This is a genomic window from Microbacter margulisiae (genome assembly GCF_014192515.1).
In the GTDB taxonomy this organism is placed as follows: domain Bacteria; phylum Bacteroidota; class Bacteroidia; order Bacteroidales; family Paludibacteraceae; genus Microbacter; species Microbacter margulisiae.
Genome location: NZ_JACHYB010000001.1, coordinates 847184 through 864486, shown reverse-complemented (window position 1 = coordinate 864486; position 17303 = coordinate 847184). Strand labels below are relative to the sequence as shown.

13 protein-coding genes are annotated in these 17303 nt (G+C 37.3%); 7 read left to right on the top strand and 6 right to left on the bottom strand.

The window, feature by feature from the left end; genetic code table 11:
* Positions 1 to 17: 17 nt before the first annotated feature.
* The 3 genes from FHX64_RS03595 to FHX64_RS03585 are packed head-to-tail and all read left to right on the top strand — an operon-like array spanning position 18 to position 1896.
* Positions 18 to 1172, top strand: a complete 1155-nt coding sequence (locus FHX64_RS03595) for an FAD synthase family protein (RefSeq protein WP_183412463.1) — start codon at positions 18 to 20, stop codon at positions 1170 to 1172.
* A gap of 19 nt (positions 1173 to 1191) precedes the next feature.
* Positions 1192 to 1665 (top strand): DUF2721 domain-containing protein, encoded by a 474-nt coding sequence (locus tag FHX64_RS03590; protein WP_221202137.1) that lies wholly within the window; start codon positions 1192 to 1194, stop codon positions 1663 to 1665.
* A gap of 60 nt (positions 1666 to 1725) precedes the next feature.
* Positions 1726 to 1896: a hypothetical protein gene (locus FHX64_RS03585; protein WP_183412462.1), complete on the top strand. Its 171-nt coding sequence runs from the start codon at positions 1726 to 1728 to the stop codon at positions 1894 to 1896.
* Positions 1897 to 1929: 33 nt separating this feature from the next.
* Here FHX64_RS03585 and FHX64_RS03580 read toward each other — a convergent pair whose 3' ends face one another.
* The 5 genes from FHX64_RS03580 to rsmA form a co-directional block, all read right to left on the bottom strand.
* Positions 1930 to 2088 carry a hypothetical protein gene (locus FHX64_RS03580; RefSeq protein ID WP_183412461.1) on the bottom strand — a complete coding sequence of 53 codons (159 nt, stop codon included), beginning with the start codon at positions 2086 to 2088 and terminating at the stop codon, positions 1930 to 1932.
* 28 nt (positions 2089 to 2116) lie between these two features.
* The gene (locus tag FHX64_RS03575; protein ID WP_183412460.1) at positions 2117 to 3574 is read right to left on the bottom strand and encodes an NAD(P)/FAD-dependent oxidoreductase; all 1458 of its coding nucleotides are present in this window, start codon (positions 3572 to 3574) and stop codon (positions 2117 to 2119) included.
* A gap of 208 nt (positions 3575 to 3782) precedes the next feature.
* Positions 3783 to 11222, bottom strand: coding sequence for a T9SS outer membrane translocon Sov/SprA (sov, locus tag FHX64_RS03570; RefSeq protein WP_183412459.1), 7440 nt, complete (start codon positions 11220 to 11222; stop codon positions 3783 to 3785).
* Positions 11223 to 11254: 32 nt separating this feature from the next.
* Positions 11255 to 11836, bottom strand: a complete 582-nt coding sequence (ruvA, locus tag FHX64_RS03565; RefSeq protein WP_183412458.1) for a Holliday junction branch migration protein RuvA — start codon at positions 11834 to 11836, stop codon at positions 11255 to 11257.
* A gap of 140 nt (positions 11837 to 11976) precedes the next feature.
* On the bottom strand, positions 11977 to 12759 hold the full coding sequence (rsmA, locus tag FHX64_RS03560; protein WP_183412457.1) for a 16S rRNA (adenine(1518)-N(6)/adenine(1519)-N(6))-dimethyltransferase RsmA: 783 nt from the start codon (positions 12757 to 12759) through the stop codon (positions 11977 to 11979).
* A gap of 154 nt (positions 12760 to 12913) precedes the next feature.
* Between rsmA and FHX64_RS14440 the strand changes: the two genes are divergently transcribed.
* Both FHX64_RS14440 and kdsA read left to right on the top strand, forming a co-directional pair.
* A complete protein-coding gene (locus tag FHX64_RS14440; RefSeq protein WP_183412456.1) occupies positions 12914 to 13441 on the top strand; it encodes a GtrA family protein in 528 nt (175 codons plus the stop codon).
* Between the two features lie 52 nt (positions 13442 to 13493).
* A complete protein-coding gene (kdsA, locus tag FHX64_RS03550) occupies positions 13494 to 14300 on the top strand; it encodes a 3-deoxy-8-phosphooctulonate synthase (protein WP_183413514.1) in 807 nt (268 codons plus the stop codon).
* 17 nt (positions 14301 to 14317) lie between these two features.
* On the opposite strand, the gene FHX64_RS03545 is transcribed toward kdsA, so the two are convergent.
* Positions 14318 to 14953, bottom strand: a complete 636-nt coding sequence (locus FHX64_RS03545) for a LysE family translocator (protein ID WP_183412455.1) — start codon at positions 14951 to 14953, stop codon at positions 14318 to 14320.
* Between the two features lie 240 nt (positions 14954 to 15193).
* On the opposite strand from FHX64_RS03545, the gene FHX64_RS03540 reads away from it, so the two are divergent.
* The gene (locus tag FHX64_RS03540; RefSeq protein ID WP_183412454.1) at positions 15194 to 15670 is read left to right on the top strand and encodes a GAF domain-containing protein; all 477 of its coding nucleotides are present in this window, start codon (positions 15194 to 15196) and stop codon (positions 15668 to 15670) included.
* 299 nt (positions 15671 to 15969) lie between these two features.
* A complete protein-coding gene (locus FHX64_RS03535; protein WP_183412453.1) occupies positions 15970 to 17040 on the top strand; it encodes a LacI family DNA-binding transcriptional regulator in 1071 nt (356 codons plus the stop codon).
* The last annotated feature ends 263 nt before the right edge of the window (positions 17041 to 17303 follow it).

Here is a 17303-nt window from a genome sequence, read left to right as displayed (position 1 = left end):
TCTAAAAATTAAAGCTAATGCCAAAGAAAGTTTTCGTAACGGGTTGTTTTGATCTATTGCATAGTGGACATGTGGCGTTCTTTAAAGAAGCTTCCTCTTTGGGAAATCTTTACGTAGGTATCGGCTCAGATCACACCATTCGCGAACTTAAAGGTAGAGAGACCATCAATAGTGAGCTGGAACGTCTTTATATGGTAAAATCAATCCGTTATGTAACAGATGCCTGGATTAATTCGGGATCTGGCATTATGGATTTTGTGAACGAACTGCAAACGTTTCGTCCTGACGTTTTTGTAGTTAATGAAGATGGACATTCTCCTCAAAAAGAATCTTTGTGCAAGCAGTATAACATAGAGTACGTAATTTTGAAGCGGATTCCCGATTTAAATTTGCCAACTAGAAGCACTACCTCTATTCGAAATTCCAATGCCAGTAATCTTCCTTATAGAATTGATTTAGCGGGTACATGGATAGACCAGCCTTATGTTTCTAAAGTTCATCCCGGCTGGGCTATTACTTTGTCCCTGGAACCCACGATTGAATTTAATGAGCGTTGTGGGATGAGTACTTCGACGCGCAATGCATTGAAAAAGCTATGGCCTTATGCATTACCTGCAATGCATCCGGAAAAATTAGCACAATTGGCATTTCGGTATGAGAACGAACCGGGGCGGGAAGAAGTTTCCGGTGCACAGGATGCCATCGGGATTTGTATGCCAGGCTTGGTACGTCATTATTACAACAATGACTATTGGCCGGAAAAGATAGAATCATGTATAGACGACTCGGTACTTGATTGGCTCGAACAGCATATATCGCTTAAGCTTCTTTGGCCGCGTCCTCAGGGTTTGAATCTATTAAAAGAGACCTATATTAATAAAGAAAATGTCAAAGCCTTGACAGACGCCGCCGAAGGATGCTGGAATGCAATTATCAAAAAAGATTTGGAAAGATTCGCATATTATTTCAACCGTTCGTTTGAAGCTCAGGTAAAACTATTTCCGGCTATGTTGCCTCAAAATGTAAAGGCAATAGTTGAAGAATATAAACCCATAACGCTGGGACAAAAATTAGCCGGTGCAGGTGGTGGAGGTTATATGATTCTGGTACATGACAAACCGCTGGATGACAGCATACAAATCACGGTACGGAGACATCAGATGGATATTTAATTTGTTGAAACCATTGATTATGCAGACTGTTCAGATTATAGAAGCCATGTTAGCTCCCGGAATTCTTATTTCGGCATGCGGCCTGTTTTTATTGGGGATGAATAATAAGTATTCGCTGGTAGTTAACAGAATCCGGACGCTAAATGAAGAGTTGCGTTCTTTGATGATAAAGAGTGATAAAGAACCCTTACCTGAAAAGCAGGCTACGCGTCTGGAGAATATTCGCATGCAGATCGATAAGCTTTATAATCGCATTCATCTGGTGCGCAATGCAGTTGTTTCATATTCTACCGCAGTAGGCTTTTTTATAGCAACCTGCTTAAGTATTGGCGTGCAATTTGTTTTTGGAGAAACCGTTGTCCTTTCTTCAATTTCTCTTGTATTGTTTATTGTTGGGCTGGCGTTTTTATTAACGGGCATTATTTTTGCAGTAAAAGAAGTGCAAAAAGGGTTTGAGATTGTCGGGATTGAAGTAGAGCATGATGCACATTAATTCCGCAATATGGCACATAAATCGAAACCTCTCAAGAAAAATACTTCTACTCATCTAACTATGAGACGAACACATCGAATGAGCTTTTTGTTGAATGATGAGGAATTTAAAATGCTCAACCACTATGTGGCAAAGTATAGAATTAATAATACTTCGCGCTTCATGAGGGAAACGCTCATGCGATCTATTCTGCAACAATTGGACAAAGACAGCCCAACATTATTTGATTAATTTTTGAACTGAGTCGTAACGTTTGCTCTTCGGTTACGAATGACCTCCTGCTACGATACGTAAGATTTTGATATTTAAGACTACAAATTGAATAGCCTGCCAGAAAACGTTCCGACGCACGTGCATCGTTGTTTTGGTGGGAATAGGTGGATAGGCTTCATCATAATAGCCTCTTACAATATTTTTTGCCATAGGTTTATTGTTTTTAAACTGTTTATAATTACTCGGGGAGCATCCACCAAAATGGTTTGCCCTTGGCTTTGTAAAGGAACATATAGTGCATGAAAAGCTTTATCCAGTGCCCAGCCAAACCGGCTTTGCCAACAGTGTAATTGATATTGCGTCCCCATTGGGGATATTTTTCCCAATCGGGAACAATCGGATATACAGTTAATGTTGCAGCATTCCCCTTCAACAGATGAAATCCTGCTGAAATAATACATGCCGCCCCCATTTTGCCCATGGAAGCTTTATGCTTAAAGGATTCTTCCCCTGTTTGAATAATGTCAACCAGGTTTTGTGCTACGATTTTTCCAATTACTCCGGAAGGCATGCCAGTACGGGGAGGCGCTGGTGTAATGATTGTTCCATTGGTTGACTTAAATGGTTTAGAAATTTGATGTGGAGGAGCAAAGGCTATCCCTGCAGCAAAAATATTGTGATATACAGGATTTTGATACGTAGAAGGCCAATCGTTAACTGACCAATCTTCGAAAGGTTTTCCTGAATAATCTGCGTCTACTTTCATAAACCCGCTCGGAGCAAAAAGTTTATCGGTGATCAGCTCTCCTACCGGATTATATGCGTTGATGCCAGCTCCGCTAAAAGAAGGAATGAGCATGGCAAAATCAAAGTCCAGGGTATGAAATGAGCCGTCCAACGTCTCATAATGAATTACATTGGGCTCAATTTTTTTGACTCCGGCTCGCGTGATCCATCGAATGCCATATTCGGCAAGAATGGATTCACTGAAAACTTTTGCAGAAGTAATATATCCGTTCCGACGGATAAATGCTCCTCCCATTCCAAAATCGCCTAACTCATACTCATTAGTCAACCATGTGATTTCTGCAAACCTGGATAATCCCCGTTTATTAATTTCGTAGGCAACATTGAGTGCATATTCAAAAGCTGCTCCCTGACAAGTTGCAGCAGGATGGCCTGTGCCAATGACGAGTTTCATTTTTTCGCCCTTTTCCATGCGTGCCATAACATTTTGTAATGCCTCCCATGTGGAAGTGGCGTGATCAACGGAACAGACGGAATATGTATATTGTTTTGGGCCAAGACCTTCTGTCGCTTCAAAGTTTAGTTTTGGTCCAGTGGCATTAATCAGGTAGTCATAGCTGATTATGTCGGTTTGCCCTTGCTTGTCACCGCTCGTATATTCGATAAGAATTGATGGATCGGCTTGTTGGAGATATCCCTCCGGATATATTGCCGTTGCTTTTGCCTGCCGGAAATCGATGTGCCAGCGATCGTATAGTGGGTTAAGATTGAAACGCACCTGTTCCATCTGCATTTTTCCGACGCCAACCCAAATATTGGAAGGAATCCACTGATAGTATGCAGAAGGACTTACGACTGTAATCTGATGTGATTTGTTGAGTTTATGATGTAAATAAGCTGCGGCTGTATGTCCTGCAATGCCTGCTCCGAGTATAACAATTTTTGCCATATGATGAAGATATTAATATTTTCATGGACAATACTTTGTGAAATTAGCATACGAGATTACATCGTTTTTATTAATGCTGCTTCCGGCAAAGATGTTTTTTACAAAGATAAGTGTATTTTATTGCAAGAAACTATATTGTGATTTTTTAATGGAAATGGTTGTTCTCTTTTTAAGCAGTATGACAATACATGTGTGTTTAGATATCACGTTAGCGTGATAACATAAACCGGAAAGTAACGCCAAAGTCAGAGTTTGCCATTGAATATGAATTAGAGATCAATGGATTGCTCATCGTACGATCATAAAATGCCCGAACGTTTAAGCTTGAACTCAAAACATAATCAGCAGACAATTTTATGGTTGTAAGTAGGCCTCCATCAACTGGCTGTGTGGTGTCTGTATCAATGCTGCGAAGTAAACTTTTTGTATTACTGATTGCTAAGTCACACCGTACATTTAAATCATTGCTCACTTTCGACTGCTTGTTTTTAATGTTTAGAATCACATTGAAATTTTTGAGTATATAACCGAGCCCTACTACCCATGCCTTTGTCGCAGACTCCATAATTTGATCGCTGGTCATATTAAGCGATAAATTGCGTTGTGTGCTATATTCAAGATGAGCAGTCATGCTGTTTTTTAATGTTGCATCAATACCAATTAAAGGAGAAAAGTTTTCAGTCAGCATGACGGACGTGATGTCATAAGGTGATGAAGGAACAGGATTTCCACTTTCGACATCTTCCACAAATCCATAGCCGTTGGCATTTGCCACCCAATTGGAATATGATGAATATGCTCCGATCGTGTATTGGCAGGTATAAGCATGATTGAGTGTTAGACTACGTAAATATTTGGCTATGAATGGAAGATTGGACAACCCATCATATGAGATGCGCCAGTTGGGTAACGATTGTAATAGACTGGGGAAGAGACCTAACTTATTCTGACTCACAGAATGTCCTCCATATGCAGCTAAAAAAGCAGGGATCATTACATCGGGCGAAGCAAGGTTAATGCCTCCGTAGTTTGAATTGTATGTCTGTCCTGCTAATGCAGATCCAGCCATAAATCCTGTTGTCGGATAAGCTTGTCCGGCATACCGGGCTGCCAACATGTTTGCTACTAATACTCGATTTCTTTTGAATTGTTCGTATGCTTTTGATGCATATCCGTTTGAAAAGTTTCCTGAACTTTGAAAAGCTGTTTTAATAGCAATATAGCTCATTTGTAATGTGCCACTGAATGTGGTCGGCATTCCCCGGTACATATATTGGGTTTCAGTTTCTCCAGCTGATGACCATTGTTGCCCCAGATCGATTCTCAGACCACGTAGCGGTTCGAGATTTAAACGTGCATTGAAATCTTTTGTGGTAGAATAGGTGGCGGGATTAACTACTGTGTCATTGCTGATCAACCAACCTTTTTTATAGGCCTTTTGTACAAAGCTTTTATCGAAGAATCCAAATGCAAATCCAAGCCCAGGAGCTGTAGATCCCATTTCGTTGGATTGTCCAAACCATTTACTTGTCCCCGTGAAGCCTGGAATCATTGCGTTTTGACTATAGTTGTATGTGACGCTTCCCTGTCGTACCATCATTAAAATGCGTGAGGCGTATGATGCAATTTGCTGGGCTATACTGAGATCATTAGGGTCTAATGTTTTTATGGTAATAGTTGCAGTTTTTGTTTTGATAACAGGATTGATTTCAATACTATTTGGATCCAGTTTTTTGTATGAAATCGGAATAGGATGGCCAACACTATCAACTGCTGAAATAATAAATTTTTCACTGTTTAATCGATGAATCAGATGAACGGGTTGGTTATCCTTAAGCATAATTTTTTGCTTGAATGTTCTTGATTTGAAAGGTATTTTCCTTATGTTGCTGGAAAACCTTTGATTCACAGATCGTAAATAGGGAATCTTATTGTAAAGCATTTCAAAGTTAAACTGTGCGTTACCTTGCGTTTGTGCAGTACTACTGATAACATTGCCAACATTCAGATTGCTGGTTGTTGTCACTCCGGTTTGCCAATTATAATTTGCATTATATTGTAACTGACCATTGATGAAATCCAGATAAGGAAATTTATCAAATGGCAACTGATAAGACGCATTGAAAATTTGCTGATAAGCAATCGGGCGGCCAAGGTTTTCTAAACTCTTTTTGATTGAATCTTTCCACTGTTTATATTCATCCGGAAATAGATTTTTATCCACCGGCACATATGGTTCGTCAATTGTTGAATTTGTAGTCGAGGTGAACGATAGCGAAAGGCCCTTCGTAGGATTATAACGAAAATCGAAGTGTTTATTCCACAAAAATAAATCGCTAAATGATAGTAGATCATACTTACTTTGTGTTTCTCCGGAATTTATAATGTCGAAATCGCGTGCCTGAGATTGGGAGTAGGTACGGGAAATATCTGTGTTGTATGCAATTAACGATGGGGTGAAATTCAGATTAAAATCAGACAGCCATTTGAGAAATTTGGATTTTAACTTCTTGTTTTTCTTGAATGGTTCCCATGGTTTTGATGCAGTACTGAAGGTATAGTTAAATGCAGCCTGATAGTTTTTTGTGAAACTATAGAGTGTTGTTGGGTCTTTATCTGAGGTTTCATTGTAAAGATAGGATATGGAAAAGTTGGCAGGGTCATATAATTTTGGTTCTTTACTTCGGATATCAATTTTTGCATTAGTTATGTTTAAGCTTTTTGTTGTGTGCCAGGTTTGCGATAGAGCCTTAATGGAATCTTGCTGGGCAACACTGGTGGCATTTTTTAAAGCGTCTGTTAATAAAATATCCTGATCCAATGGATTGTATTTGGGTTGTGTGAGCTCTTGTGACATTGAGAGATATAACGGAATGCTCACATGTGCTTTGGCAGGAAAGAATTTCCCCAGTTGTAACATAGCCGAGGCATTATATTGATAATCATTGTTGAGACTGCGATCCATCAAGCTTTGTTCTATACCTCCAAACCCGGCAGTAACAACTTTACCCGCAAAATTAAAAGTTCCTAAATCGGCAAGACCAATGTTTAGATTCGCCAATCCTGCCCAACCTCCGCTTTCGTTAAAATCCGTCAATCGGAATTCATCAACCCATATATTGCCCGATTGGATGGTTCTTCCATTATTTCGAATTCCGATCATAACGGTTTCTACATCGCTCAGACTTGGATTCCCAAGCACGGTCACCTTGTCTTTTGGGGAATTAGGATCGTAGTAAGAGTAGGGTTGCGTGTAAGATGCTGATCCATTTTTGCCTAATTCACGATTTCGTTGTAATTTAAGATTAGTCAAAACAGATAAATCAATATCAAAGTCATTTTCATTAGGCCAAACTGTTTCAACATCTGACGTGTTACTTTGTTGATAATGTCCTGGAGGTGTTATCTTTAATGGGATATCATATTCATAATAATTGTTGGTCATATCGGAACCAATACGGATAAACGCTGTCAGTTCATAATCCTGTAGATTTGTTGCGTTATCCGGAAGCGCTTCGGCATGCGTAAACATTTGAAGACGTTTGTATTTACGCATATCATAACTTGTGTTTTTATAGACAGCCCGTGCATCGCCTGGCGCTAAATTATTGACAGTCAAAGCTAGTGATTGTTCGTTTTCTTGAACAACCTGAGGCTGACTGGGATCCACCTGACGGGTAACTCCTGGAGGTAACACATAATTAACAGGAACGCGATTCCCGTCGTCTTCAATATTCACCGCACTGACTGTTAATTGTCCGTTGCTTGTTGGAGTTTGCTGAATATTGTAAAGAGGCAATGTGTAGTTTCTCCAGTCGCCACGCACTAAATTGAATGTTCCAAAACGTAGAAAAGTAGAGTCTTGAAAATCAGTTAAAAACATACGCATAAAACGAATAGAAGAAAAATCGGATATGTTGCCTATCCGTTTTTGATAATCCTGAATTGGTATTTGGAAATGATACCATGTGACATTGCTATGTTTCCCGTTTTTCAGAATCACATTTGAAATAATCTTATCAACCACAAAATCAGAGCCTACCTTGAGATCGGGACGACGTAGCGAAACCTTATATTGGTAATAGTTCTCGGATTGATTAAGTGTATTATCATGGTTTATATCATATGTGTCTGGTAGAGATGTGGCTGCCGTACTAACACTTGTGTTCGGATCGTTAGTTGAATTTCCTTCTGTCCCGTTGAAGCGCTTGTAACGATCTAAAATACTGGCTTGAACATTATCATAATATGAACTTCGATAACTGGTATACAGATCGCCTCCCGGATCGTTAAACGGAGAGAAAGGATCATTTTCCCACCGTTGAATGGTAGCTGGTGAAAGTATGGATTTCAGTTGCGTGAGATATGATTTGTAAGTGGGGAAATTATACTCATCAGCTTTGGATAAACCGTCTAATCCGACGTCCTGATATTTCAGGGCATCCTGACTATTATCGAAAGCTAAAACAGTTGACTGTATGGTAGGAACTCTGCCCCAAACTGTTGTTATAGTCCCTGTTGTATCACCATTGGCAGGTAATCCGTTTTCGAAAAATTTATATCCTGCCTTTAATACATCTTCGGAAACATCCCCTAAATTGAAGTAAAGATCACCTCCAGAATTTTGATTAAGAGAATCATTGACAAATGGATCCATCAACCAGAAATCAATATATTCAATGTTGGCAGTTTCAAAATTTGTGACAGGAAGAGCTCGCATGATACCTCCCCAACGGGATTGAGGATCCCGTAAACCTCCATCTGCATCAATACCTTTACTATAGGATGTGGGATATGCGTCAACATTGAAAGGCCCTCGTTCTGTCGGATAAAAAGAAATATTCAACACAGGCAGGTAAGAGGTTGTGCCATATAAATTTTGCTTGTTCGGAAATATTTCCTGTTCAAGCACAGGCCTAGTTAAGTTGTTGGATTGTAGGTTTTTATTGTTTCGAATATAAGCAGGTGTTAAATAAGAATTTGTGTTAAATACCGACTGGTCTATTGTAAACCAGTTAAATAACGCTCTATTTTTTCCATAATCGACATTATTGGATAGCGCTGCTTCTGGAAAAAGAGTTGTACTGGAGTTGTCAAATGGGGTGCTGGCAAGTGACCAGCTGTATGGATAACTTAAGTCAATATCGGTTTGTGTGGCTTCAAAGTCGTCAATATAGACAACCCCTTGTTTGCTGATTGAACTGGAATGTCCTGGGATTAATTGTGCGTATTCAGCATTAAAATTAATAGTTGAAGGTTTGGTTAGATTCAACAATGGAATTTTGTCTGCTAAGTTTGTTAACCATTGAGATTCTGTGTGATATGATGTATTCAATCCCCAGATGGTGTTTGAAATCGGATCGCTTCCGTAATTAACATTTGTGGTTAGCGGCATTTCCGAAAGGTGCATTATAGTACCACCCAATGTGAAGTTTTTGCTGAAAGCATATTCAAGATGAGTTCCCAATAATGTTTTTCGCTGCAGGCTAAATGCAGATTGGTTTTCAAGTTTGACGCTTATATTTGTTCCAGAGTCTAACAGACTTTGATTTAAAATGGTAACAGTTCCCATGGTGTAGTCAACCACATAATCCTGATTTTCAATTAATGTCTGACCTCCGGCCGTTACTACGACTGATCCTCTGGGAATATTAGTGGCATTCAGTTGTATTTGGGAACCTGACGTCCCTTTGTATTGTCCGCTTAGGATGAACTTGTTGTTTTTGCTATATTCCTGCGCAGATGTTAATGTAGAGTCGTATAGTTGTTGAAAAACATACTGTTGTGCAATAGCCGGATTTCCAATTTTTGATGTCAAAAAGCTTCCAAATGGCTCATTTTCAGGAAAAATAATATATCCTCCATTTGAAACTACCGTATAACCTTCAATGTAATCAAATATTCCATCAGGATGTGGTTCGTTTTTTGTATTCAGTTTGTCTAAATTCATGACTTGCAGCAACGGAGTATGTTGTATGTTCCCTACGTTGATATAATTGACAGCTGTACCGGTCGAGTCATTTTGATATAATACATTGAGTTTAAACTGATCTGATTGAATTTGCTGTGAACCAACATAATATACATTTTTCATCATTAACTTCCATAATGGAGTTGATGGTGTCAGATTCGTGTTTTTAATGAGTTTTACTATTAAAGCCTGTGGTGCTGAAACCTGATCGGTTGAAAACTCACCTACCTGATAAGTTTTCCCATTTTGTGTATATTCATAAGCTACAGCGAGAACATCATCCGAATTTAATCTTGCCCGTAATGAAATATATCCCAAGGAACTGTTAAGGGTATATTCAGAAGGATCAAGACGACGTGCGCTTTCCACTTCTTCATAATCATGGCTACCGGTAATTCCATAACTACCAAATTGAGTATTGAGAATTGAGATTGAAGACTGGATGTTACGTACACCATTTAAAGAAGAAACTTCTTTATAGAGCGAATTTGTTGCGTTGTCTGGATTAGGTAGGGCAGAATTTAATGTCCAGTGAGTGTTAGATAGATTTGTGGATTCCCCTAAATCAGTAAAAGCCAAAATATTGCGAGCTTGTGAAAAATTGCCTTGTTTATTTGTAACCCATACTTCAATACGGGTAATTTTGATACCTGATGTGATATAAGGTAGTTGGCTCATCCATTGCTCAAAGTGGTTACGAAAATAAGCAGAAAGAAAAAAATGTCGATTTGCATCATATTGATCAGCACGCAATTGAAACTTGGTGGTCTGGACTCCTCCCTGCGTGTTTACAGTTTGTGTCTGTGATTGTTGCTGAGATGCGATTGCTACTACATTTAACTTTCCAAATTGCATTTCAGCTTTGACCCCAAACAGAGCCGAGCTTCCGCTGATGAGGGCGCTATTAAGTGGCATACTTACATTTCCGGCTTCTATTTTTCGAATAAAATCGTCTTTGTCTCCCTGATAATTCAATTTGACCATTTTTTGATCATAGGAGAATGTTGATTCTGTGTTGTAATTAAGATTGAAATTCAGTTTATCTCCAACTTTTCCATTGACGTTTGCCTGCATTTTTTCGTTAAAATCAAATACTGGAGGTGGATTTCGCTGACTTGCCGTATAGACAGGATTATCCACAGAATTTGTTTTAACTCCGAATCCTACTTCGGCCGATCCCTGCATATGTAATTGAACGCCTCCTTTCCCAAATAGTTTATCCGCTGGTCCCAGACTGAACCTTAAATCGGTTTTTGCAAACTTTTGATCTTCCGTTTGCCGGGTTGAGTCGTTTAGCTGCCTCCAATACGATTGCATTGATTTTTCCATGGAGTATCTCATATACTGAGCGCTATCCATGATAACAGGAGACACAATATTCATATTTCCCACTTTTGTGAAGAAATAATACTGTTCGTCCCCAGGATTGTAAACAATGGTGCTTTGTATATTTTGAGGTGTTTTTAAATCAACAGGATATTTTTTTAGCAGATCGCTTGAATCTTTATGGTCCAAGTTGTTAACTGGGAAATGAAGCGTTGTGTCTTGTGATTTTTGCGACGAAATGGTTTTGGAGTTTATGGAAGAAACGGGCAAATTGTTTTGTATAGTTGCCGGGGGGATTGCAACTGCAGCCAGAATACTAACAAATGCTGTCAATAAAAGAAGTTTCTTCACTATAAACTATTGGTTTAATGAAGGTTAGTTATTTATAACATTTTTAATGCAAGGCGAATGGCTTCCTCGACACTACACCGTGGCGTTTCGGTAAAAATCTTTGTCAATGTTTTTTGAGCCTGTATTTGATTGAATCCCAACATTAATAAAGCAGTTAATGCCTCATCTTTTATTGAACTATTTGGTATGGATGTTATTGAGCCTCCTTCGGTAATTTTTCCAACTTTATCTTTTAATTCAATGATGATACGTTGGGCTGTTTTAATACCAATGCCTTTTATATTTTTGAGTGCCAATGTGTTCTCTGATAAAATCACAGATATTAATTCATCAACAGAAAGCGACGAGAGTATCATTCGTGCAGTGTTGGCTCCAACACCAGAAACTGAAACCAAACGTGTAAATAATTCTCTTTCAGTTTTATGCAAAAATCCGAACAGTTGATACGCATCTTCTCTAATAGCTTCATAAACATATACTTGTGCTTCTTTTTTGCTTTCGAGTGCTACATATGTTGGTAGTGTAATATGCAACAAATACCCAATTCCGCCTGTTTCTATAGTGACAAAAATAGGCGTTAGGTCAACAATATTTCCTTTAATGTATTCAATCATTTTGTATTGGTTAACGTGAAAATTGCAAATATCGTATGTATAGGGTGTAAAAATAATCTTTTTTATTTTTTGCCATTCGTTTTCACCCCACGGCGAGTTATAAATCCATCTGTTGTTGTCACACAATGTTGATTAGAATTTTAATTCATTAGTTTCTTATTGTTTGTGATCCAGTTTGTTAAGTCAATAAAATCTGCCACATTCAATTGTTCAGCCCTTTTATCCAGCATCGGATGCGATGATGGGAATGTTCCGATCATTTGCTTTAATGCGTTCCTTAGCGTCTTGCGCCTTTGATTGAAACCCAATTTTACAACCGTTTTAAATAGAGCTTCATCACAGTTTAACGACATTATTTGATTTCGTTTCAGCCGAATCACAGCCGATTTAACCTTTGGGGGGGGGGTGAATACATGCTCCGAAACCGTAAACAAGTATTCTATCTCATAGTATGCTTGTAATAAGACGCTTAAAATTCCATATGATTTATTGCCAGGTGGAGATGCCAGGCGTTCTGCTACCTCTTTTTGTAACATGCATACAATCATAGGAACCTGATCTTTTAATGGCAAGAGTTTGAAAAAAATTTGACTGGATATGTTGTACGGGAAATTTCCAATGACAGAAAATTGTTCTTCATTGAACAAATCCATTAAATTCATGGACAGAAAATCACCTTCAATAATAGACAGATTAGAATATCTTTTTCTTAGATAGCTAACTGATTCCTCATCAATCTCAACTGCGTTGAGGTCAATAAATGGGTTTTGTATCAAATGATCCGTTAAAACCCCAGTTCCTGGCCCAACTTCCAGAACATGTGTCGGCTCGGAAATAAGTAAGCTATTTACGATACGTTCTGCAATGTTTTTATCTTTGAGGAAATGCTGCCCTAAGTGTTTTTTTGCTCTAACTTCTTGCATGTTATTATTTTAAATATGATACATGGAATTCACTCTGTTGCCGCCGGGATGAGTAAAAAATTGTATCTTTGTTTCATATTTTGAGGTACAAAATTAGCTACAAATTATTGTACAACCTGCATTTATAAAGCTATTTATTATTTTTGTAACAAACGTGTATAGAATAAAAAAAACAGGCAAATTTATCCGTAGAAGGATCATTCAATTTATTGATTTATTTTACTGGCCAATTTTTCAGAGAAGCATTCCGGAATCTTTATTCCGGTATATTTTTTGTGGATCAGCAAATGTTGTATTTGATTGGTTTTTGTTTTCCATATTTTACAATTTTGTTTTCCAAAAACATTTGGTGTATTTGCCATTTGTAGCGATCACTCCTTATATAGCAGCTTTTATATGTACATTCCCAATAACATTCATAACAGGTTTCTTATTAAATAAATATATTAGTTTCAATGGTTCGTTGCTACGTGGTAGAGTACAATTGTTCCGTTATTTTTTAGTAGTTGCGGGATGTATTTTGATCAACTATTTTGGATTAAAAATTCTGGTTGGTAATTTACATTTTTATCCAACGCCTTCAAAAATGATTGTCACGCTGTTTACGACTCTTTTTAGCTATATCATGCAAAGAAATTTCACATTCAAACATCGGAATATCTCCGTACATAGTTTTTTATAAATGAGCCTAATAATCATAACTTCATAAAACTTGTTCTATGCTGCCCAGTTCATTGTCACGTTTAAAACATAGCCAATCAGGAAATTTCTTTTTGTTTGCAGGTCCTTGCGTGATAGAAGGAGAATCTATGGCTTTAGCGATTGCTGAAAAGATTGTGAATCTATCAGATAAATATGCCATACCATATGTTTTCAAAGGATCATATCGAAAAGCTAACCGTTCTCGCATTGATTCTTTTCGAGGAATTGGAGATGAGAAAGCGTTGAAGATTTTACAAAAAGTTGGATCAACATTTGATATTCCTGTTGTTACTGATATTCACACAGAGGAAGAGGCGTTTTTAGCTGCAGAATATGTTGATGTATTGCAGATTCCAGCCTTTCTTTGCCGTCAAACTGAACTGTTAGAAGCTGCCGCCAAGACTCAACGATGGATTAATATTAAAAAAGGGCAGTTTCTATCTCCGCAAGCCATGCAATTTGCAGCTCAGAAAGTGGTTGATTCCGGAAATGATCAGGTAATGTTAACAGAGCGGGGTACAACATTTGGATATCAGGATCTTGTGGTTGATTATCGTGGAATCCCACTTATGCAACAATTCGGATATCCTGTCATATTGGATGTTACACATTCTCTTCAGCAACCAAATCAGACAGCAGGTGTCACAGGTGGGTTGCCTCAACTTATTGAAACAATGGCCAGAGCTGGAATTGCTGTCGGAGTTGATGGTATTTTTCTTGAAACTCATCCGGAGCCAGCAAAAGCCTTATCAGATGGAGCCAATATGTTGCCTTTAGATCAATTGGATCATTTATTATCAAGATTATCAACTATTTGTCAAATAATTAAATCCTTTTAATGTCCATTTTTTACGAACTAGAGTAGTACGTCTCCGGCCAAGGTTAAAATAAGACTAATCAGTGCTAATGCCATGATAATGCTACCGGTTATAATGTTGACGAAGCGTAAACCTCTAAGATTAAATTTATGGCGAAAAAGATTGACAAAATATGTGAGTACAAACCACCAAACAGTAGCGCCAATAAGAATGGCGAGCATACCTACTGCTGATTCTAAAAAAGATGTTTGTAAATTAATAAAATTGAAACGTGCATATAGCGCCATTAATAACACTATGATGAGAGGATTGGATATGTTTAATGCGAAGGAAGTCCCCAGATCTTGCATATAGCTTTCTTTCATGTCGGGCTTTTTTGTCAGTTGTCGTACTGGATTACTTCTAAAAAGATAAAATCCAAACAAAAAGACAAAAATGCTCCCAAATGTTTGGAACCCAAATTGATGAGCTTGTAAAAAATTTACAACAAAACTCATTCCGAACCCCGTAATGATAGCATAAAGCAAGTCAGAAGCCGTTGCCCCTAATCCTGTTACAATTCCATAGTATTTGCCACGATTAAGAGTTCGCTGAATAACCAAAACGCCAATGGGGCCCATCGGCGCTGATATACAAAGTCCTATAAAGATGCCTTTCCAAATGGTTTCAAACATAGTGCAAATATCGGTAATTTTTTTTAGTTGAGTACTTGTGTTCCATAAAATCCATTGTTTTAACGTAGCTCAAAACAGAATGCTATTTTTGATAGAATATTAAATTGTGAATAATCAGGGAGTTGAATTTTAAGTTGATAAAAAATTAGTCTCTGGTTTATGATGAACCTTTTGAATAAAGTTAGTGGGATTTCGTATGTTTATTACGACAAATGTTTTAGTTGATTTTAAATTTTGATCATGGCCGAAACGTTGCAAATATTACAAAACGTAGATAAAGAAGAACAATATCTTAGTTTATTGCCCCAATTGGGAGCTTTAGTCGAATATGAGGATGATTTAATCGCCAATTTTGCAAATATTGCATCTGCTCTTAAAGAGACTTTTCAGTTCTTTTGGGTTGGCTTTTACCGGGTAGTAAATAATGTGCTGATTTTAGGTCCCTTTCAAGGTCCGATTGCTTGTACAAGAATTGCTTTTGGTAAAGGTGTGTGCGGGAAAGCATGGCAACAAGCTGCTTCTATTATTGTCCCTGATGTTGATCAGTTCCCAGGACACATTGCATGCAGCTCTTTGTCTAAATCTGAAATAGTTATTCCATTAATTATTAATAATATAGTTATTGCAATACTCGATATTGATAGTACTAAGTTGAATGATTTTGATGAAATAGATCGATACTATTTAGATAAAATCGTAAATCTATTAGGATATTGAATATTTTTATTTTTGTATTTGGAATGTTTTGTTAAAACATTATTTGTGATAATTGTCTCTGTTTCTCGTAATTATTTATTGATTTGCAATATGCCTCGGTGATTATAACAATTATATGTTAAATAAATGAAAATGTTTTGATGAAATCTTTATCAATATGTGCATTCTGTCTGTGTATAGTACTATATATCAATACCATATCCAGAGATTATATGGGTGTAATAAAAACGTGTTCGTACACGTGTTTTTGAGTGTCAAAAAATGATTATAACTTCGCATCAAATTTCAATACCAACGTTATGAACCCCGGGAAAAAGATAACTATCAAAGACATTGCTAAAAAGTCAGGCCTTTCTGCAGGTACAGTAGATAGAGTTCTTCATAATAGAGGAGAAGTTTCTGAAAAAAGTAAAGCTAAAATCAGAAAAACGTTGGAGGAATTGCATTATGAGCCAAATTTGATTGCTAGTTCCTTATCTGCAAAAAAAACTTATCTTTTCATTACGTTGATTCCTTCGTATAACCCAGGAGATTATTGGGAAGAAGTCGATAAGGGGATTGATCGCGTAATGGCAGAAATTGCAAAATTTAATGTTTTTGTGGAAAAACGCTATTTCAATCAATTTGATGCGCAATCGTTTTTCTCGGCAATCGATGATCTTGAAAATGCAGAATGCAATGGTGTGATATTTTCTCCGATTTTACGAGATAAAAGCTTGATATTTACCGCAAGAATGAAGCAACGTCAAATCCCTGTAGTGTTTATCGACTCACAGATTGATAATGCTGATTTTTTGGCTTATTTTGGACAGCCTTCGTTCCAGAGTGGCTATGTTGGAGCCAAAACATTGATGCTTCAGGTAAAGGATAACCAGAATGTGTTGTTGTTTCGTACTTTAAGAAAAGGTTTTATCGGAGCAAATCAAACATTGCAAAGACAGGAGGGTTTTTTATCATATTTGAGTGAATACAGACCGAATGTTTCAGTCATAAATATTGAGTTGCAAGCTGGAAATCCTGATCTAAATGAATTATTAATGCGCCAGGCTTTTGATGTGCGTAATAACGTTGGAGCGGCTGTAATTTTTAATTCAACTGCTTATAATATTGCAGACTTTTTGGAAAGAAATGATATTCAAAATGTAGTTCTTTTGGGCTATGATTCATTAGAACGTAATGTACATTATCTAAAACAGGGGCAAATATCAGTGTTGATATCACAAAGACCTGAATATCAAAGTTATAATGCAATAAAAGCTATGTTTAACTATGTTGTGCTCAAACAACCTGTGAATCATATCAATTATATGCCGATTGATTTATTATATAAAGAAAACGTTGATTTTTATACTCATTACAAGCAATATTAACGAAAACCTTCAAGGCTGACTCTCATCCGTCGCGGCATTATCAACTATTGAAATTTCTTTAGTTGCTTTTTTCTTGAATGTAATCTTACCATGTAAAAAAGCATAATTTACTATCGTCTTTTGATGATGGTAGTAATTTGTTATGTGTTTATATGTTTGGCATTACAATAGAATGGACATGATGTGATTATGTTTTATGATCTATCTGATATATAATTAATTATTTTTAATTTGGTCAATCCCAACGAGATTGGCTATTAAAC